Source organism: Granulicella tundricola MP5ACTX9, assembly GCF_000178975.2.
GTDB lineage: Bacteria > Acidobacteriota > Terriglobia > Terriglobales > Acidobacteriaceae > Edaphobacter > Edaphobacter tundricola.
Genome location: NC_015064.1, coordinates 2566569 through 2586269 on the forward strand (window position 1 = coordinate 2566569; position 19701 = coordinate 2586269).

Annotated in this window: 20 protein-coding genes; 3 read left to right on the forward strand and 17 right to left on the reverse strand. The window is 60.8% G+C overall.

Going from position 1 to position 19701, the window contains the following annotated elements:
* From ACIX9_RS10895 to prpB, 6 genes are all read right to left on the reverse strand, one after another.
* Entirely contained in the window at positions 1-951 is a 951-nt protein-coding gene (locus tag ACIX9_RS10895; RefSeq protein ID WP_013580543.1) for an electron transfer flavoprotein subunit alpha/FixB family protein, read from the reverse strand.
* Positions 951-1706, reverse strand: coding sequence for an electron transfer flavoprotein subunit beta/FixA family protein (locus ACIX9_RS10900; RefSeq protein ID WP_013580544.1), 756 nt, complete (start codon positions 1704-1706; stop codon positions 951-953). The genes ACIX9_RS10895 and ACIX9_RS10900 overlap by 1 nt, the downstream gene beginning before the upstream one ends.
* A gap of 63 nt (positions 1707-1769) precedes the next feature.
* The gene (locus ACIX9_RS10905) at positions 1770-2534 is read right to left on the reverse strand and encodes a 3-hydroxyacyl-CoA dehydrogenase (protein ID WP_013580545.1); all 765 of its coding nucleotides are present in this window, start codon (positions 2532-2534) and stop codon (positions 1770-1772) included.
* Positions 2534-4006, reverse strand: coding sequence for a bifunctional 2-methylcitrate dehydratase/aconitate hydratase (locus ACIX9_RS10910; RefSeq protein ID WP_013580546.1), 1473 nt, complete (start codon positions 4004-4006; stop codon positions 2534-2536). Before ACIX9_RS10910 ends, ACIX9_RS10905 begins: the two co-directional genes overlap by 1 nt.
* The gene (gene prpC, locus ACIX9_RS10915; RefSeq protein ID WP_013580547.1) at positions 4003-5160 is read right to left on the reverse strand and encodes a bifunctional 2-methylcitrate synthase/citrate synthase; all 1158 of its coding nucleotides are present in this window, start codon (positions 5158-5160) and stop codon (positions 4003-4005) included. The genes ACIX9_RS10910 and prpC overlap by 4 nt, the downstream gene beginning before the upstream one ends.
* The gene (gene prpB, locus ACIX9_RS10920) at positions 5157-6047 is read right to left on the reverse strand and encodes a methylisocitrate lyase (protein WP_013580548.1); all 891 of its coding nucleotides are present in this window, start codon (positions 6045-6047) and stop codon (positions 5157-5159) included. Before prpB ends, prpC begins: the two co-directional genes overlap by 4 nt.
* 97 nt (positions 6048-6144) lie before the next feature.
* On the opposite strand from prpB, the gene ACIX9_RS10925 reads away from it, so the two are divergent.
* On the forward strand, positions 6145-7458 hold the full coding sequence (locus ACIX9_RS10925; RefSeq protein ID WP_013580549.1) for an MFS transporter: 1314 nt from the start codon (positions 6145-6147) through the stop codon (positions 7456-7458).
* A 57-nt stretch (positions 7459-7515) separates the two neighbouring features.
* On the opposite strand, the gene thiS is transcribed toward ACIX9_RS10925, so the two are convergent.
* From thiS to thiD, 3 genes are all read right to left on the reverse strand, one after another.
* Positions 7516-7734 carry a sulfur carrier protein ThiS gene (thiS, locus tag ACIX9_RS10930; RefSeq protein WP_013580550.1) on the reverse strand — a complete coding sequence of 73 codons (219 nt, stop codon included), beginning with the start codon at positions 7732-7734 and terminating at the stop codon, positions 7516-7518.
* Between the two features lie 10 nt (positions 7735-7744).
* Positions 7745-8128: a hypothetical protein gene (locus ACIX9_RS10935; RefSeq protein ID WP_013580551.1), complete on the reverse strand. Its 384-nt coding sequence runs from the start codon at positions 8126-8128 to the stop codon at positions 7745-7747.
* Between the two features lie 99 nt (positions 8129-8227).
* A complete protein-coding gene (gene thiD / locus ACIX9_RS10940) occupies positions 8228-9031 on the reverse strand; it encodes a bifunctional hydroxymethylpyrimidine kinase/phosphomethylpyrimidine kinase (protein ID WP_013580552.1) in 804 nt (267 codons plus the stop codon).
* Positions 9032-9063: 32 nt separating this feature from the next.
* On the opposite strand from thiD, the gene pyrF reads away from it, so the two are divergent.
* Positions 9064-9777, forward strand: a complete 714-nt coding sequence (gene pyrF / locus ACIX9_RS10945) for an orotidine-5'-phosphate decarboxylase (protein ID WP_013580553.1) — start codon at positions 9064-9066, stop codon at positions 9775-9777.
* 65 nt (positions 9778-9842) lie between these two features.
* On the opposite strand, the gene ACIX9_RS10950 is transcribed toward pyrF, so the two are convergent.
* The 8 genes from ACIX9_RS10950 to dnaE form a co-directional block, all read right to left on the reverse strand.
* The gene (locus tag ACIX9_RS10950; RefSeq protein WP_232298697.1) at positions 9843-10700 is read right to left on the reverse strand and encodes a dimethylarginine dimethylaminohydrolase family protein; all 858 of its coding nucleotides are present in this window, start codon (positions 10698-10700) and stop codon (positions 9843-9845) included.
* Between the two features lie 307 nt (positions 10701-11007).
* Positions 11008-11187, reverse strand: coding sequence for an Rcat domain-containing protein (locus ACIX9_RS10955; RefSeq protein WP_013580555.1), 180 nt, complete (start codon positions 11185-11187; stop codon positions 11008-11010).
* A gap of 112 nt (positions 11188-11299) precedes the next feature.
* Complete coding sequence (locus tag ACIX9_RS10960) at positions 11300-12466, reverse strand: hypothetical protein (protein ID WP_013580556.1); 1167 nt, start codon at positions 12464-12466, stop codon at positions 11300-11302.
* 78 nt (positions 12467-12544) lie between these two features.
* Positions 12545-13600, reverse strand: a complete 1056-nt coding sequence (locus ACIX9_RS10965) for a CPBP family intramembrane glutamic endopeptidase (RefSeq protein WP_013580557.1) — start codon at positions 13598-13600, stop codon at positions 12545-12547.
* A gap of 44 nt (positions 13601-13644) precedes the next feature.
* Positions 13645-14493 carry an acetyl-CoA carboxylase carboxyltransferase subunit alpha gene (locus ACIX9_RS10970; RefSeq protein WP_013580558.1) on the reverse strand — a complete coding sequence of 283 codons (849 nt, stop codon included), beginning with the start codon at positions 14491-14493 and terminating at the stop codon, positions 13645-13647.
* 6 nt (positions 14494-14499) lie between these two features.
* A complete protein-coding gene (locus ACIX9_RS10975) occupies positions 14500-14946 on the reverse strand; it encodes a DoxX family membrane protein (RefSeq protein WP_013580559.1) in 447 nt (148 codons plus the stop codon).
* 48 nt (positions 14947-14994) lie between these two features.
* Positions 14995-15528 (reverse strand): Uma2 family endonuclease, encoded by a 534-nt coding sequence (locus ACIX9_RS10980; protein WP_013580560.1) that lies wholly within the window; start codon positions 15526-15528, stop codon positions 14995-14997.
* 71 nt (positions 15529-15599) lie between these two features.
* Entirely contained in the window at positions 15600-19130 is a 3531-nt protein-coding gene (gene dnaE, locus ACIX9_RS10985; protein ID WP_013580561.1) for a DNA polymerase III subunit alpha, read from the reverse strand.
* A 172-nt stretch (positions 19131-19302) separates the two neighbouring features.
* Between dnaE and ACIX9_RS10990 the strand changes: the two genes are divergently transcribed.
* Positions 19303-19689 carry a hypothetical protein gene (locus ACIX9_RS10990; protein ID WP_013580562.1) on the forward strand — a complete coding sequence of 129 codons (387 nt, stop codon included), beginning with the start codon at positions 19303-19305 and terminating at the stop codon, positions 19687-19689.
* Positions 19690-19701: the final 12 nt, after the last annotated feature.

Here is a 19701-nt window from a genome sequence, read left to right on the forward strand (position 1 = left end):
TTAGGCTTTCAGCTTCGCCAGGATCGCCGGCACGATCTCCTTCACGTCCCCCACGATCCCATAGTCCGCCATCCCAAAGATCGGCGCATCCCGGTCGCGATTGATCGCCACGATCACCTTGCTCTTCCCCATCCCGGAAAGATGCTGCACCGCACCCGAGATCCCAATCGCGATATACACCTTCGGCTGCACCGTCTTGCCCGTCTGCCCTACCTGCTCCGCATAAGGCCGCCAACCCGCATCGACGATCGCACGTGTAGCCCCAACAGCCGCACCAAGCTGATCCGCCAGCCCTTCCACAAGCTCCGTGAAAGCCTCCGCGCTTCCCAGGCCCCGTCCACCAGAGACAACGATATCCGCCTCAGTCAGAGACACCCGCTCACTCTTCGCGGTCGCTCGCTCCGTCACCTCCACACGCTTCGATGGCAGCTCCAGTTCCACATCGAACTGCTCCACCGCCTCAGCCCCAGCCTGTGCCGGAGCGAATGCCCCCGGCTTCACCGTTGCCACAATCACCGGAGCCAGCGCCTGCACCCGCTCCGTCACCCGAGCCAGATACGTATAGTGCTCCGCCTCCAACACGTCTCCCGCATACTTCAAACTGATCGCATCCTCCACCAGCGGAGCATCCAGCTTCACCGCCACCCGCGAGCTATACCCCCGCCCACTGCGGCTTCCGCCAATCAGGATCGTATGCGCCTCGCCTTCCTTCGCAATCTGCGCCACCGCCGCAGCCCACACCTCAGGATCGAACTGCTCCAGCGCCGGCAGATCAGCCACCAGCACCTGATCCCCCAGCAACGCAGCCTGCGCCGCAACTTGTACTACTCCGCTCCCAAGCACCAGCAACGTCACCGGCCCTTCGCGCCCGCACTCACGCGCCGCCGTCACCATCTCATACGTGCTCTTGCTCAGCTTGCCGTTGCCCTGTTCCGCCACAATCAAAATCATCAAATCACCCTTGCTTCGTTACGCAGCAGATCGACCAGTTCACCCGCAGCCGCAACCGCATCCTTGCCATCCAGAATCTTCCCAAGCCGGCCCTTTACCTGCACCTCAGCGCTCACCAGCTTCAACTTCGCGGCCACACCAAACTGCTCCAGCGGCTCCTTCTTCAACTCCTTACGCTTCGCCTTCATGATATTCGGCAACGTCGGATAACGTGGCTCATTCAATCCCTGCTGCGTCGTCACCACCGCAGGCAGCGCCATCGTAAACGACTCGCTCCCTTCATCGACATCATGCGTCCCACTCAGCTTGCCATCAGCCAACTTCAAAGCAGTAGTCCAGGCAGCCTGTGGCCAGTTGAGCCGCTCTGCCACCGCAGCGCCAAGCCCCTGGCTATCCCAATCCGCCTGCTGTCCTCCGCAGAAGATCAACTCCGCACCTTCGTTCTTCGCCACCTGTGCCACCACGCTGCTCACCGCAATCACATCCAGCGTCTCCGCGGTCTCCACCAGGATCGCCCGGTCGGCCCCAATCGCCAGCGCAGTCCGCAAAGCCTCCTCACACCGCGCAGGCCCCACCGCCAGCACCACCACCTCAACTCCCGTCCCTGAATCCCGAAGCCGCAGAGCCTCTTCAACCCCATACTCATCCATCGTGTCGATGACGAGCTTACTGCTGCTCAGATCAACCCTGCCGTCCTTGATCCGAACATTCTCTTCCGCATCCAGAACCTGACGAATAACCGACAAAATCAGCATCTTTCCCTCGACTCCCAAACACCTTAGCAGCTTACGCCTAACTCATGACAGCTTGCTTGCGACTTACTTCGCAGCCATCCGCAGCGCACCATCCAGCCGTATCGTCTCACCATTCAACATCGCATTCTCGCAGATCGACATCACCAGCGACGCATACTCCTCAGGCCTTCCCAGCCGCGCCGGAAATGGCACAGACTTTGCCAGCGACTCCTGCACCTCAGCAGAAAAACCAGCCATCATCGGCGTCATAAACAGTCCCGGAGCAATCGCCATTACCCGCACTCCCACCCGTGCCAGTTCCCTTGCGATGGGCAGCGTCATCCCCGCCACCCCAGCCTTTGAAGCCGCATAGGCCGCCTGCCCAATCTGCCCGTCGAACGCCGCCACGGAAGCCGTGTTGATGATCACCCCTCGCTCGCCATCACCCATAGGCTCGTTCTCAGCCATCGCCGCCGCCGCCAGACGTAGCATGTTAAATGTGCCGATCAGGTTGATCGAGATCGCCCGCGCAAAGCTCTCCAGCCCATGCAGGCCACTCCGCCCCAGCACCCGCTCACTCGGCGCAACGCCCGCACAGTTCACCAGCACATGCAGCGCACCGAACCTCTCCCGCGCCGCCTGCACAGCCCTCTCGCCATCACTCTCAGAGGTCACATCCGTCCGCACAAACAACGCGCCCTCACCAAGCTCTGCCGCCAGCGCCTCACCCTTCGGATTCACATCCGCCAGCACCACCTTGGCCCCACGCCCCACAGCCATCCGAGCCGTCGCCTCTCCCAGACCGGACGCTCCACCCGTTACCAGAAACACCTTCCCCGCAATCTCCATCAGGCCCGTCCCGCATTTGTACCAATCTCAGGCACAAATAGATCAACGTACTCATTCACAGCCATCGCCTCAAGCCGTCCCTGCTCCGCGGAAGCCTCAAGAATCTGCTTCTGCTGCCCCACAGAGAACCGCCGCGCAAGGTTCGCCTCAAACTTCGCCTGCAGCAACGGAATCCCATCCGCGCGTCTGCGCTTATGCCCAATCGGATACTCAACGGTCTCCTCAAGCAACGTCCCATCCTTCAACTCAATCACCAGAGTGTTCGCAATCGAGCGCTTCGCCGGATCAAGATAATCCTCGCTGAAGAGCGCATCCTCAACACACCTCATCTTGTCCCTCAGAGCATCGATCCGCGGATCAGATGCAATCTGATCCTCATAATCAGCCGCAGTCAACCGCCCAAAGATCAGCGGCACCGCCACCATGTACTGCACGCAATGATCGCGATCCGCCGGATTATTCAGCGGACCTTTCTTGTCGATGATCCGCAGACAAGCCTCATGCGTCCGGATCGTGATCTTCACAATCTCATCCGCCGTCCGCCCCAGCGCCTGCATCCTGCTTCGCAAAGTCATCGCCGCCTCAATCGCCGTCTGCGAATGAAACTCAGCAGGATAGCTGATCTTGAACAGCACGTTCTCCATCACATAAGACCCGTACGGCCGCTGAAACGTAAACTCCCTGCCGCCAAACGACACATCATAGAAGCCCCACTTCTTCGCCGTCAGCACCGACGGATACCCCGTCTCACCCGTCTTCGCAATCAACGCGAGCCTCACCGCGCGGCTCGTCGCATCGCCCGCCGCCCAGCTCTTGCGTGACCCCGTATTCGGCGCATGACGATACGTCCGCAGACTCTGCCCATCCACCCACGCCAGTGACAACGCAGCAGTCGTCTGCTCATACGTCAACCCCAGCATCTGGCTCACCACCGCAGTCGAAGCCACCTTCACCAGCACCACATGATCCAGCCCCACGCGGTTGAACGAGTTCTCCAGCGCCAGGCAGCCCTGAATCTCATGCGCCTTGATCATCGCCGTCAGCACCGCACGCATCGTCAGCGGCGCAAGCCCTTGAGCCACCGCCGCACGAGAAAGCCAATCCGCCACCGCAAGTATCCCGCCCAGATTATCCGACGGATGCCCCCACTCCGCAGCCAGCCACGTGTCGTTGTAGTCCAGCCACCGGATCATCGTGCCGATGTTGAACGCAGCCTGCACCGGATCAAGCTCATACTCCGTCCCCGGCACGCGAGCCCCATGCGGTACCGTCATCCCCGGCACCACAGGCCCCAGCAGCTTCGTACAAGCCGGATACTCCAGTGCCTCCAGCCCACACCCCAGCGTATCGATCAAACAAAGCCGAGCCGTCGCATACGCCAGCTCACTCTCAACCTCATACCCAAACACATAATCCGCAATATCCACCAACACCTGATCCGGTGCCGCCCGCTCTGTACTCTCGTGAATCAAGCTCTCTCCTCCAAAGGCACAAACCTGACTTCATCCGGTCCCGTATAGTTCGCAGCCGGCCGAATGATCTTCCCATCCTGCCGCTGTTCGATCACATGTGCCGCCCAACCCGCTGTCCTCGCCATCACGAACAGCGGCGTAAACATAGCCGTAGGCACCCGCATCACGTGGAACGCCACCGCGCTGAACCAGTCAAGATTCGGAAACATCTTCTTTGCATCCCACATCACCGCTTCAATCCGCTCAGCAATATCAAACAGCCCCGTCGTCCCCGCACCAGCAGCCAGCCCCCGCGCAACCTCCTTGATGATCTTGTTCCGCGGGTCGCTCACCGTATAAACCGGATGCCCGAACCCGATGATTACCTCCCGCGCCTCAACCCTCTTGCGAATCTCCACCTCCGCCTCGTCCGCCGACGCAAACTCACTCTGTATCTCCAGCGCCACCTCATTGGCCCCACCATGCTTCGGCCCCTTCAGCGCCCCAATCGCGCCCGCCACACACGAGTAAAGATCGGACCCCGTCCCCGCAATCACCCGAGCCGCAAACGTAGACGCATTGAACTCATGCTCCGCATACAAAATCAGCGCAGTCTCCATCGCCCCAACCCACTCCGCTGAGGCCGCGCACCCATGCAGCAAATGCAAAAAGTGCCCCGCAATCGAATCATCCTCCGTCTCCACCTCAATCCGCCGCCCATGCCGGCTGAAGTGATACCAGTACAGCAACGCAGACGGCATGGAAGCGATCAACCCATCCGCAATCTCCCTGGCCTCCGCAACCTTGTGCCCATCCTTCTCCGGCAGCACGCACCCCAGCACCGCCACGTAAGTCCGCAGCACATCCATCGGATGCGTCGCCGCCGGCAGCAACTCCAGCGCTGCCTTCACGCTCGCAGGAAGCCCCCGCAGCCCCTTCAACTTAGCCTTGTAGCTTCCAATCTCCGCAACATTCGGCAGCCGTCCATGAATCAGCAGATACGCGACTTCCTCATACCCACACCGCCCCGCCAGATCGGCAATACCGTACCCTCGATACCGCAGCTCACTCCCATTCCGCCCCACGGTACACAGCGCCGTATTCCCCGCCGGAGTCCCGGACAGCGCCACCGACTTCTTCGGCTTAAACCCAACCTCCGCGACCGCCTCGCTCACTTCCCCTCCTTCTTCTGTGCAAACAGCTCGTCCAACTTACTCTCATACGCGTAATAGTCAAGAAACCGGTACAGCTCCGCGCGCGTCTGCATTATCGGCACCACGCTCTTCTGCGTGCCCTCCGCACGGATCGTCTCGTACACCTTCAACGCCGCCGCATTCATCGCCCTGTAAGCTGAGCAGCAATACAACACCACATCCACCCCCGCCGCCCCAAGCTCCTCCGTCGTAAACATCGGCGAATGCCCAAACTCCGTAATATTCGCCAAAATCGGCACCCCGGCGGCCCTCTTGAACTCTCCATACTGTGAAAGCTCCGTCACCGCCTCCGCGAAGATCATATCCGCGCCCGCAGCCACATACGCCGCAGTCCGTTCGAGCGCAGCCTCCAGCCCCTCGCCCGCCAGCGCATCCGTCCTGGCCATGATCACAAACCCTTCATCCGTCCGCGCATCCACCGCCGCCTTGATCCGGTCGACCATCTCCCCCACAGCCACAACCTCCTTTCCCGGCCTGTGCCCACACCGCTTCGTCCCCACCTGGTCCTCCAGATGCACCGCTCCCGCACCCGCCTTGATCATCGACCGGATCGTCCGAGCAATATTGAAAGCCCCACCCCAACCCGTATCGATGTCCACCAGCACCGGCAGCTTAGTCACCTCCGTGATCCGCCTTACATCGATCAGCACATCCTCCATCGTGCTGATCCCCAGGTCCGGCATCCCCAGCGAGTTCGCCGCAACCCCACCCCCAGAAACATACAGCGCCTTGAACCCCGTAGCCTCCGCCATCCGCGCCGTATAAGCATTGATCGCACCCGCCACCTGCAGCGGCCGCTCATCCTTCACCGCCTGCCGAAACCTAGCACCCGCCGACTCCACAGCCATCCGTACCCTCGCACATCAGTCGCCACTAGGGTACGCCCCAGAGGACAAACCAAGCCAATCACTCCCACACAGCTCCCCAATAAGGTATGTTTTCTCAATGAGCAAGCCACTCTCCCCCGGCGCGACAGGCGCGAAGGCCATCAACACCCCCGCCCAGGTCCTCTTCGCCAGCCTCATCGGCACCGCCGTTGAGTTCTTCGACTTCTACATCTACGCCACCGCCGCGGTCATCGTCTTCCCGTCGCTCTTCTTCCCCAAATCCGACCCCGCCGCCGCCACCCTGCTCTCGCTCGCCACCTTCGGCGTCGCCTTCCTCGCGCGCCCCATCGGCTCCGCGCTCTTCGGCCACTTTGGCGACCGCATCGGCCGCAAGACCACCCTGGTCCTCGCCCTCGGCACCATGGGCCTATCCACCTTCCTCATCGGCTGCCTGCCCACCTACTCCCTCATCGGCGTCGCCGCACCGCTACTCCTCGCCCTCTGCCGCTTCGGCCAGGGCATCGGCCTCGGCGGCGAGTGGGGCGGAGCCGTCCTCCTCGCAGTAGAAAATGCGCCCCCCAACAAGCGCGCCTGGTACGGCATGTTCCCGCAGCTCGGCGCGCCCCTGGGTTTCTTCCTCTCCGGCCTCGTCTTCTATCTCCTCTCTCACCTCCTCACCAACAGGCAGTTCCTCTCCTTCGGCTGGCGTTTGCCCTTCCTCGCCAGCGCCGCCCTCGTCCTGCTCGGCCTTTACGTCCGCCTCACCATCACGGAGACCCCGGTCTTTGAAGCGGCGCGCAAACGCGGTGAGCAGACCGAGATGCCGGTCCTCAAGGTCTTCACCCACTACACCAAGTCGCTCGTCGCCGGCATCATGATCTGCCTTGCCACCTTCGTCCTCTTCTATCTCATGATCGTCTTCGCCCTCTCCTGGGGCGTCAACGCGCTCCACTTCACGCGAGACAAGTTCCTCCTTATCCAGCTCTTCGGAGTCATTTTCTTCGCCGGAACCATCCCCATCGCCGCCTTGCTCGCAGAAAAGGGCCGCCGTGTCGTAATGATTGCCGTCAGCGTCGCCATCGGCATCTTCGGCCTGGTATTCGCGCAGATCTTTCAGGCCGGAACCACCGGAGCCATCGTCGCAATGTGCCTGGGCCTCGCCCTCATGGGCCTCACCTACGGTCCCCTCGGCACCATCATCTCGGAGATCTTCCCCACCTCCATCCGGTACAGCGGCAGCTCACTCGCCTTCAGCTTCGGCGGCATTCTCGGGGCCTCAGCCACCCCCAGCATCGCCACCTGGCTCGCCACCCACTATGGCCTGCAGTACGTCGGCTACTACCTCACCGGCTCCGCCGTCCTCACAACAATCGGCCTGCTCTGGATCCACGAAACCCGCGACGAAGACCTCACTACAGCCCCCATCACCTAGCCGCCACTACCGGGTGCCCCACGTCCTGATTTTGGGACGTGGGTTTCCACGGGTCTCTTAGCATCCACCACCCACAAAATGCACCACCTCCAGCTTGTCACCTCCACGGACTCCCTGCTCCCCCCACCGCTTCCGAGACACAATCTCCCCGTTTAGCTCCACCGCCACACGGTCCGCCTTCAATCCCAGCGCGGCGACAACCACATCCATCGCCGCGCCATCCTCCAGAGCCTCCAGGCTCTGTGCCTGCCCATTCAACGTCAACGTCAAACTCATACCTTCAAGCCTACCAGCGCTCCGTCTTCCCACCACGAACCGGCTCGCCGATCACCTTATCCACCATGCCGCGCATCCACAGGTTGAACTTGCGTCCCACCGGCACCACCTCCGGGCATTCGCTAAACACGGCCCGGCTCAGCCGCATCAAGATCTGCACCGCCTCCTGATTGCTCTTCACCGTACGCTCATCCACCCCAAACAGCCGCGAGTCGACCAGATACTCCACCGCGTGGCCCAGCATCTCCAACGCCCGCCCCTGCTCCATGTTTCCTCGCCGCATCGTCCGGCGACGCTCCACAAACATCGTGTTCTTCAGATTTAGCGGCACTGGGATATGGTCCTGCATAAGCGTGGGTCCAACAGGTTCTGCCTTCACGGCGGATACGTTCATCGGGTTTTCTCCTCGATCAACCTATCGGCCCACCCGCCTAACCCATGATTCGGCCATAGCGTTCACTCCCACCCAGCCAAGTACAAAAGTACCCCCGCCTTACCGAGCCCTCTGAGTCCGCAGTGGCCACAGCAACTCCATCGGCCCCTTACCTCCACCCCGCACCTCCGCCCGCCGGATCGCCCCCGCAACAAACTGCTTGGCGTTCCGGACGGCCTCCACAGCCTCAAGCCCACTCACCAATCCACACATCAGTGCCGTAGAAAACGCACACCCCGTCCCATGCGTAGCGGTACTTTCGATCCACACCCCTGGCACCCAAACCGCCGCTCCATCCGCCGTCACCACCAGGTCATCCGGAACGTCCAGGTCTCCGCCTGTCGCAACCACATTCAACCCCGGCCAGCGCTCCCCCAGTTCCAGGGCCGCCACCTCCATCTCCTCCTTCGTATCCAACTCCCGCCCCACCAGCACCTCGAGCTCCCCCAGATTAGGCGTCACCCAGTCCACCAGCGGCAGCAGCCTCTCCCGCATCGCCTCGACGCCCGGAGCATCCAACAACGCCCGGCCGGAGCTCGACCGCATCACAGGGTCCAGCACCACCGGCACCCCCTCGCCAATCCCCCGCAGAAACTCCAGCACCACCTCCACGGTCGCAGCCGTTGCCAGCATCCCAATCTTGATCCCCGCCGCAGGCAGATCCACCGCCAGGCAATCCAGCGTAGAAGCCACCACCTCCGGCGGCACTGGATGCGTAGCCCTGACGCCCAGCGTGGATTGCACCGTCAACGCCGTAATGCATGAGGTCCCAAACACCCCCAGAGCCCCCATCACCGCCAGGTCAGCCGTCACCCCAGCCCCGCTCGAGGGATCGAACCCCGCAATCGTAAGTCCAGTCTTCATCCCTCAATCATCGCAGACGATAAACTGCACTCATGCCACATTCCCTCACCCCCCGCGACCAACTGATCGTCGCCCTTGACTACCCCACCGCCGCCGCCGCCCTCGCCCTCGTCGACGCCCTAGATGGCCAATGCCTCTGGTTCAAAGTGGGCCTCGAGCTCTACCTTGCCGCCGGTGCCCCCATCGTCACCACCCTCCGCCAGCGCGGCTTCAACGTCTTCCTCGACCTCAAACTCCACGACATCCCCAACACCGTAGCCTCGGCCGTCCGTTCCGTATCAAGCCTCGGAGCCTCGCTCCTCACCCTCCACGCCGCCGGCGGTCCAGCTATGCTCGCAGCAGCAGCGGAAGCAGCCTCAGCAACTCCGGACGCCCCCACCCTCCTCGCAGTCACCGTCCTCACCAGCATGGACAACACCCAACTCAACAGCATTGGAGTCCCCGGCACCCCCGCCGATCAGGTCCTCCGCCTCGCCCACATGGCAGCCGCTGCAGGCGTCCCAAACCTCGTCTGCTCGTCAGAAGAACTAACCGCCCTCCGCCGCGACCTCGGCCCATCCCCCCGCCTGGTCGTCCCCGGAATCCGCCCCACCGGTGCCTCAACGGACGATCAGCAGCGCATCGCCACTCCCGCCGCCGCCATCGCAGCCGGAGCCTCCATGCTCGTCGTAGGCCGCCCCATCACAAAAGCCGCCAACCCCGCGAAGGCCGCCGAAGCGATCCTCCACGAAATCAGCGGCCTATAACTCGAAACTCGAAACTCGCGACTCGAAACTGGTCAGTGCCAAGCTTCCTCAACACAGTCGCTGCTCTATCCGTAAGTCACCGAAAGATCACTAAGCCGCAACGCCAGACTCTTAGCCGACCCGCCGCCCTTCAAAAACTCTCCCAGCGGCAGCTCCGTCACGGCATACCCAGCCGCCCGCAGCCTCTCCGCCAGTCGTCCCGAAGCCTTGTGCATCAGGACATCGCGCCCGATGTTGATCACATTGCACCCAAACTGCGCCGCCTCGGACTCTGTCGCCATGATCCGCCTCTCTGCCGGATAAGCCGCCTCGATCAACGCCAGCGACATCGCATCGAAAGCCCCCGGATAGTACAGAACCCGCCCACCGCTCAAAGGCGCAAAACACGTATCCAGGTGATAGAACCGCGGGTCGACCAGGTGCAAAGACGTCACCTGAACATGCCAGGCTTCAGCCACATGCCCATGGCTGTACTTGCACGTCCTCGCCCCATGCGCCGCCCAGAGATGCCGCCCATCGCTGTCGAACAGCGCATCGCCTTCACCCTCAAAACACGTCTCCCGAGGCGTGTCCCAAAGCAGGAATCCCGCCTCCTGCAGCCACCGCCGCAGATGACGTTCCTCCGGCTGCCGCTCCGCGTGCGCGAAGCTTGAAACCGCCGCCACCCCGTGATGCACGAGAGCCGTATGCCCCACAAACACCATGTCAGGCGAGCCCTGCCGGGGATGCAGCAGCTTCACATCCGCAATCCGCCCCAGAGCCTCGTACAGACCCCGCCACTGTGCAAACGAGGCGTCTCGGGTAGGCCGATGCAGATTCCCCGCCATCCAAGGGTTGATCACGTACCCCACGTCATACCACTCCGGCGAGCACATCAAAAAAGTCGCTCTGCTGAAGTGCGTCGACGGCAAAGTTGCCGCCACATTTCCTGCCAAAGTCCCTGCTAAAACTGTCGTCTCTTTCCCGTTGAACACGAGGTCCCTGCTTTCCGTACGTGAGTCTGCCCCCTCTTGACCACGTTCGTCAACCCACCCGCAGTTAATCTTCGAACCCCTATGTACCACCTCGGCACAAACATGAATCAAGACGCAAAATGGGCTCGCACTCTGTAAGGAAGCGAGCCCATTTTGTCCGGTGACTCATGATTGGCCCGGGACCAGAAGTCCAGACCTAAATCACCTGTTTTGAAGACTTTGAATCAAATACCGGGGTGGGAGTCCCACCCTTGAATTACAGCTTCTCGAAGAAATCGCAAGCCGAGCAGGAGATATAAACTCCACCCGGAATCCCGCGCTCACGATCCTTGACCCGCTTCACAATCCGGGTCAGCTTCCCGCACTTCGGGCAATCCGTGCTCTTGTTCGTGTCCATGACCTTGGCGCGATCGCCGGTCTTTGCAATCTTTGACATTGTTGCTCTCCCATGGTTCTAGATAGGCCCGCATGCGTGTACGGAGGCGAGGAAAGCATCGCCTCCCCTGTGCAACCTCACACAGTTTCTGCAAGTTGGGGCGTCTTCCAGTCTACATCACACTCGGCGCCGCCACGAACTGATCCGGTGTCTTGGCCGGAGCCGTAGGAGCATGACCGCTCCCATTCCCCGCACTCGTCGGATCCACCGGAACCTGCACCTTCCGCTGCGTATCCCCGGTCTCCAGAGTCTTCTCCCCCGGCTTCAACAGCGTAGGAGCACTCGCCTTCTGGCCCTCTCCCACCCGATCCGCCAGTGAAATCTCCCGCGTAGGCGCCGGCGGCAGATACCCCGCCAACTCATCCTGATCGTGAACAGCAATCGGCTTGCCCACCTCCGCGATCTTCACCAGGCTCACCCGGTCCCCCACAAACCGCACAAACTTCACCGTCTGCGGTTGATGCCCATAGATCCACTCCTCGTAACGCCCCTCGCCGTTCTGCTCCCGAACCTTGCTCTCCGGTGCCCCCAGCGCCGCCAGCACCATCCGGTGATTCATCCCCACCAGCACCTCATGCGACGCAATCGCGCTCTTCACCGGCGTCGGCAGCGTATCGGCGTAAGCGAGCTCCCCCTTCTTGGCCGCAAAGTCCACCACGGGAGCCAGCAGCGCCTTTACCTCCGGAGCCGTCACCTCCGGCAGCCCCCCCTCAAACACCAGCACCACCCTCGAACCCGTAGCCTCCTTCCCATCCAGGTACGCCGGGTCCGCCCCCATGATCGAAACATGCCGCAAAAACCTGTGCTTCAAATACGGCCCGCCGTTCAGGTCGATCACCAGCCGATCCCCCTTGAACTCCAGCGCCGTAATCGCCACCCGATCCCCCGGCCCAGCCGACGTCCCCTTCTCATAGATCAGCTTCTTGTACTCCTCGGGCCCTGGCTTCAGATTCCCATTCGCCTGCAACGTCAGCCCCGCCGCCTGCGGCAGCACCCGATGCGCAAACCCCTGCTCCCCCACCAGGTCCCGAATCAACTCCCGCCGCCCCCGCTCGGAAAGCGCACTCTCATCGAACTCAACGTGAGTAGGCGTGAACTCCGTATTGATCCCAGCCGTAGCCGACCGCTCTCCAACCGTAAACACCTCAGACTTGGCCGCAGCCGCCTGCGCCCCATCCTTGGCCCCGTCCTGAGCACCAGGGGCCGCCTGCCCCCCAGCCCCCACCGACACCATCACCAAACCAACAGCCAGCGACAAACTCCGCACGCACGTCGTCATCTCCGCACCTCAAGCCCAGAATGCGTACCCAGATGCAGAGAGTCTGCGCCTTTTCTTTGCTCGTTTGCAAGCAGCCTTTTAGTGCTGTCGAAAGTCGTGTTCCGCTTCCGGCCTGGGCGGCTCAACAGGAGACACAACAGACCGTGTCTGCGGAGTCGTCGCCAGGATCTGCACCAGCGGAGCAGGTGCCGCGGCCTTCTCCATCGCCGTATGCGCCGCAGGAGGAGCCACCGTCACCTCATACCCCGCAGCCACAATCTCCGGCAGCGTGTACTTCCACGCGTACTCCTTCGTCACCCGGTACACCACCACCATCCCGCCGGCCATCACCAAAGCCGTCAGCAAAGCCCCATCCAGCCCGAATCCACTCCCCGTCAACAATCCCGGTCCGGTCGTATACGTGTCCATGATCGATCCAAAATCGTTCCGCCCGGCAATCGGCAGTCCCACCACCACAGCCATCATCACCCGATAAGCGAAGTGAATCCCCCACCCAACCCAAAGCGCATGGGTCCGCAGATAAGCCACCGCCAGAACCAGCCCAAAGACTGTTCCATCGATTAAGGCCACCAGCAAATGCCGTGGCGGATTCCCCCAAACCAGCGCCGCAGCAAACCCAAACGACGTAATCACCGAAGCCCAAGAAGGCCCAACCGCCACGATCAGCCGCTGAAATCCATACCCCCGTGCGATCAACTCCGCCGCCAGCGTCATCGCCAGCAACGTCAACGCAGAGAGAGCCGCAGACCAGAGGGTCGCCCCACTCAACATGAGCCGTCCATGCAGATTCCCTATCAGCAATACCGGCAGCACAGCCACGAGGCACAGCCCCCACCCCACCGCAGCCCCAACACCCCACTCCATCCCCCACCCCGCCCGCCGAGGCAGCGGAAGTGCATCCGCATCAGACCGCCCGCGCGTCGCAATCCAGTCCAGCAAGCTGAACCCGACCACCACCAGAAAGACCAGAAACACCGCACTCAGCAGGCTCTCGATCGTATCCAGCTTGAACCGCACAACTATCCCATGCGCAGACCGGCTCGCAATCGCCGACGAGGCCAGCGCCCAAAGCATCGCCGTACCAAACAGCGCAATCTCGAAACCGCGTGGAATCTTCTCTATCTCGTCTCGCAACTGGCCTTGCACTCCTGCGCCGTTCTTGTAGTTAGACGTGGCGCTTAGGCTGTCGTGTAGAACTGCGCCATGTTGCGGAACTTCTGGTACCGCTTCTCGAGCAGCTCATCGATCGGCATACCCTTGATCTCGTTGAAGTGCTTCTTCAGACTCCGGCTTACCAGCGTAAACGCCTTGCCCGGATCGGCCTGCGTCCCACCCTCCGGCTCGCCAATCACATCATCGACACACCCCAGCGCCTTCGTGTCCTTCGCCGTGTACTTCAGCGCAGCCGCAGCCTGCTGCTTCTTGCTCGCGTCCTTCCACATGATCGACGCGCATCCCTCCGGCGAGATCACCGAGTAGATCGCATTCTCGAGCATCAGCACCCTATCCGCCACAGCCAGCGCCAGCGCACCACCCGAGCCGCCTTCACCCGTAATCGTCGCAAGCGTCGGCACCCTCAGCCGATTCATCTCCATCAGGTTCCGCGCAATCGCCTCACCTTGTCCGCGCTCTTCGGCGCCAATTCCCGGAAACGCCCCAGCCAGATCCAGAAACGTAAACACCGGCCGCCCAAACTTCTCGGCGATCTTCATCGCCCTCAGCGCCTTCCGGTAACCCTCCGGCTCAGGCGAGCCAAACCGCCGCGTCACCCTGTCCTTCAGCGTCCGGCCCTTCAGGTTCCCGATCACCAGCACCGGCGTCCCCTGAAACCGCGCCATCCCGCACGTCATTGCGGCATCATCGCCAAACGCCCGGTCCCCATGTATCTCGCTGAAGTCTGTAAACAGTGCTTCGATGTAGTCCATCGGGTAGGGTCTCGCCGGATCACGCGCCAGCTCCGTACGAACCCAGGCTTCGGGTACAGGGGCTGCCGGCATCTGTTGCTTGATTGTTTCCATCTCTGCCATCGAACCCTATTGTAACGAAGACCGGGCCATCCCACCGCGCAGCCCGTCTGGAGCCCTCAGCCAATCAATGGAAAACCGATTGAACTCCACCAGGTAAAGCAGCCCAAAGAACACCACACTATAAACAAGCTGCTGCCCCGCCACATCCCACTGCTGATTCGACGTCGTCCCAAACGTCAACGCCATCATGAACAGCGCCCCACCCACCAGCACCGTCCGCGTAAACACCCCAAGAATCAAACCGAGCCCCAGCAACAACTCAATCCACGGAATCGCATATCCAAACCCCACCACCATTCCATGCGGCAACGGCGACTTCGTCATATGCTCCGCCATCCCCACCGCAAAAGCCCCCACCCCACTCAGAATCCGAAACCCACCATGCCCCAAAAAGTTCAGCCCAAGCGCCACCCGCAACAACCCATAAGCCAGTTCTTTACCCGCAACTCTCATATCAGGTCAGACGCTCATTACCGGCAAACATTTCAGAAGAATGCGAACCTACTTCGTCTCCTCCACGACGCCACCAGAGACAAGAGCTTCAAAGACGCGGTCCAAGGGAACATAAATCGCAGTCCCCGCCACCTCCAGCCGTTCTCTCTGCATCCAGTTCGATCCGGAGCATACCCTTCCGGTTCGCGTGCTCGGATCGATGATCCAGATCGTGGTCACGCCCATTCGAAGGTAATCTTCGGCACGTTGCTGGGTGTCGGAGTAGCTATCGTCCGGAGAGAGTATCTCGATGACCAGCAAGGGTGCATCTTCAAGCACCTCAGGCTGCGCACCGGACCGCACCAGAACGAGATCAGGAATTCTGACCCGCGTACTGGACACCTGGGTTCTCCACTCAGTCGCGGTTTGGATATTCCATGATCTTTCATGCTGAATGAACCAACCCGTCAGCAGAGCCTGCACCCGCGAATGTTCCCACTTACCCACGTGACGCTCCACAACCTCGCCGTCCAAATACTCCCGGTCCGGGCGATAGGTCGTCTTCAGATACTCAGAGATCGGAATGAGTACGGAGGTAGCCATAGCAACACCCTCATAACCTTGGTAGCAGAAGTCTATCAGCACCCGGCAAGCCGCATGGAACGCAGGCTACTTTACTGAATCACCCTCACCGCCCCGCGCCCCACAAGCTCCTCCACCCGATCAATAAACAGCCGATCCGCAGCCACCATCACCTTCATAGGCTCCAGCACCGCACAGAACTCCCCCGGCTCCTCAAAGTCCAGCAGCAGCTTCCCTCTCCCAGGCGACTCCGTAAACAGCCGAGCCAGTTTGTTCAGCAACTCCGCATCGGATGAGTGCAGCGGAACCTTGATCCGCAGTGCCTCCGGCAGCCTTAGCTTCACATCCTCCAGCGCCTCAATCCCTGAGATCGCAAGCTTCGGAGCCGAATCCTCCTCCCCGCGCAGCGACCCGCGAATCACCACCGGCACCGTAATCTTCAGCTTCTCCGCCATCTTCTCGTAGCTCTGCGGAAAGCAGATCAGCTCAATCTTCCCCGTCGTATCTTCGAGCACCGCCTGTGCATACATCTCGCCGCTGCGTTTGCTCTTCGCCACCTTCAGCCCGGTAATCACGCCCGCAATCGAGATCTCATTCGGCTCCGGACCGCCACGTCTGAACTGCTGCGGCTCCGGCTTCATCTCGCACGCCGTCGCCGTATCCACCACCTTCATGTTCCGCAGCTTCTCCCGATACTTATCCATCGGATGTCCGCTTACAAAGAACCCAAGCACATCCTTCTCGTTCTGCAGCCGAGTATGCTCATCCCACTCCGGTGCATTCGGCAGCGCTTCAACCGCAGCTCCCGCAGCCGGCACATCGCTATCGAAGATCCCACCAAAGAACAGCCCATGCTGCCCCGCAGCTTTATCCTTCTGCGCCTTCTGCGCCCGGTCCATCGCATTGTCCAGCGCCGCCATCACAGCAGCTCTCTTGCCGAAGCAGTCCATAGCCCCAGCCTTGATCAGCGATTCCAGCACCCGCTTATTCAGCAGCCGCAGATCCACCTTCTCGCAGAACTCCCAAAGGCTCGCAAACCCGTCCTTACCTTCAGCCTGCAACGCCCCACGCGCATCGATGATCGACTGAATCGCATTATGCCCAACGTTCTTGATCGCCGCCAGCCCAAACCGGATCGCCCCATCCTGCGGCGTAAAGCTCGGCTGCGAGATCTGCACATCCGGCGGAACCACCGCGATGTTGATCTCCTTGCACTCAGAAATGTACTTGACGACATTCTCCGGCTTCGACGTTTCAGACGTCAGCAACGCCGCCATGAACTCCACCGTATAGTGCGTCTTCAGATAAGCCGTGTGATATGCCAGCAAGGCATAAGCAGCAGAGTGCGACTTATTGAACCCATACTCCGCAAACTTCGCCATCAGGTCGAAGATGTTTCCGGCCACGGCCTTCGGATGCTTGTTCTCCGCCGCACCCTCCATGAACTTGACCTTCTGCTTGGTCATCTCAGCCACGTCTTTTTTACCCATCGCACGCCGCAGCATGTCGGCCTGACTCAGGCTGAACCCCGCCAGCTTGTTGGAGATCTGCATGACCTGTTCCTGGTACAGCATCACGCCCAACGTCTCACGCAGGATCGGCTCTAGCTCCGGCAGCTCATACTCCACCGCCCGCCGTCCCCACTTGCGTTCGATGAACTCATCCACCATCCCGCCCTGGATCGGACCCGGCCGATACAGCGCATTCAAAGCCGTCAGATCCTCAACCGTGTTCGGTTTATATCGCCGCAGCACATCCCGCATCCCACCCGATTCAAACTGGAACACCCCACTCGTCAGCGCACGATGAAACACCTGCTCATACGTCTTCGCATCGTCCAGCGAGATCGTCGCCAGATCGACATCCTCGCCACGAGTCAGCTTGATCAGCTTCAATGCATCGTCGATGACGGTAAGAGTCGTGAGCCCCAGGAAGTCCATCTTCAGCAGGCCCATCTTCTCAATCGCGCCCATGTCGTACGAGGTCACAATCTCCTCAGACTTGGCTCGAGTAACAGGCACCAGCTCCGTCAGAGGCGAAGGCGCAATCACCACACCCGCAGCGTGAACACCCGCACCACGCACCAACCCCTCAAGCCGCAGCGCCGTATCGATCAACTCCCGAATCTGCGGCTCAGACTCATACGCCTTCGTCAGCGGCCCATTGTCCTTCAGCACCTCGGAGATGGTCACCCCAATGCGCCCCTGGATCATCTTCGCAATCCGGTCCACTTCGCCATACGGCATATCCAGCGCGCGTCCAACGTCCTTGATCGCAGCCTTCGCCGCCATCGTATTGAACGTGATGATCTGCGCCACCTGGTCCTTGCCGTACTTCCGCTGCACATACTCAATCACCTCACCCCGGCGATTCATGCAGAAGTCGATATCGATATCCGGCATCGAGATACGTTCCGGATTCAGAAACCGCTCAAACAGCAGTTCGTTCTGCAAAGGATCGACGTCCGTGATCTCCATGCAATATGCAACAAGCGATCCCGCAGCCGATCCACGCCCCGGCCCCACCGGAATCCCCTGCTCCCGCGCATACCGGATAAAGTCCCACACGATCATGAAGTAGCCCGGGAACTTCATCGCCTTGATGCAATCGATCTCCCGGTTCAAACGCGCTTCATAATCGGTCTTGTTCTTCCGCAGCTTACCCGTCCGCTCCAGGTGCGCCACGTTCGTCTCAAACCGCTTCTTCAGCCCCTCACGGCAAACCTGCTCAAAGTAGCTCTCGAGCGTCTCCCCCGCCGGCACCGGAAAGTCCGGAAACGGATTGTCGACCTTGTTCAACTCCAGGTTGCAGCGCTCCGGAAACTGCATCGTCCGGCTCAAGACCTCAGGATGATCCGGAAAGAACCGAGCCATCTCCTCCGCCGTCTTGATGTAGAACTCTTCCGTATCGAACTTGAACCGCTTCGGATCGTTCATCGATCCCGCAGTCTGGACGCACAGCAGCACCTCATGCGCCCGCGCGTCCTGGTCTTCGATGTAGTGCGAGTCATTCGTCGCAATCAACGGAATGTCCAGATCCTTCTCCATCCGGAACATCGCCTCGATCACCGCCTTATCCGGCGCCAGCTTATGGTCCTGCACTTCGAGAAAGAAGTTCCCTCGCCCAAACATCTCCTCGAACCCACCCGCCGTCGTCTTGGCCTTGTCGTAGTCCCCAGCCATCAGGTGCTGCGAAACCTCACCCGCCAGGCACCCGGAGAACCCGATCAGCCCTTCTGTATGCTTCGCCAGAAAGTTCTTGCTCACCCGCGGCTTGCGATAGAACCCATGCAGCGCCGCCTCGCTCGTCAGCCGGACCAGGTTCCGATACCCCTCCTGATTCTCCGCCAGCACCAGCAGGTGGTTGTACTTATCCCCATCGCCCTTGGCCCTGTGGTCCTCGGCCTGGCAGATATAAAGCTCACACCCCAGGATCGGCTTGATCCCCTTCTTCTTCGCAGAGTTGAAGAAGTGTACCGCCCCAAAGATGTTCCCATGATCGGTCATCGCAACCGACTTCTGCCCTATCTTGTCGACATGCGCCACCAGCTTGTCGACGTCGCAAGCCCCATCCAACAGCGAATAATCCGTATGCAAATGCAGATGCGTAAACTCAGCGCCCATACCCCTAGTTTAGGCTGCGCTGGCCGACCCTGCCAGATGTGCAAATCACGTCCGAAATGAGCACGTCCCGTCGCCGGAAGCAAGCACGATAAGCGACGAGAAAGGTGCTGTACGAGGAATGAGTCCACTGGTATTCTCATCGCACCTCAATCCACGCTTTGGGAGCTGCGCTATGAAGATTGCGATTCTTATCGCCCGCATATTGCTCGGTCTCGTGTTCTTCGCCTCGGGCATCGTCAGCCTCCTGAAGCTCGGCAAGATGGGCGGAATGCCGGTCGATGCCACAGCCTTCATGACCCTGATGGTGGCGCACAACTACACCACGTTTGTGGCGTTGATTATGCTCATCGGAGGATTGCTGCTGTTGGTAGGCCGCTTCGTCCCCATCGGCCTCGTACTCTTGGGACCGATCCTGGTCAACATCCTGCTGTTCCACATCCTGTTCCAAGTGCCCGGCATCATCACGGGACTGGTATGCACCGTGTTGGAGGTTTTCCTGATCTGGGCTTACCGCTTCAGCTTCCGCGGGCTGTTCGCAGCTGCACCAGAGGTCTCATAACCGCTGTGCCGA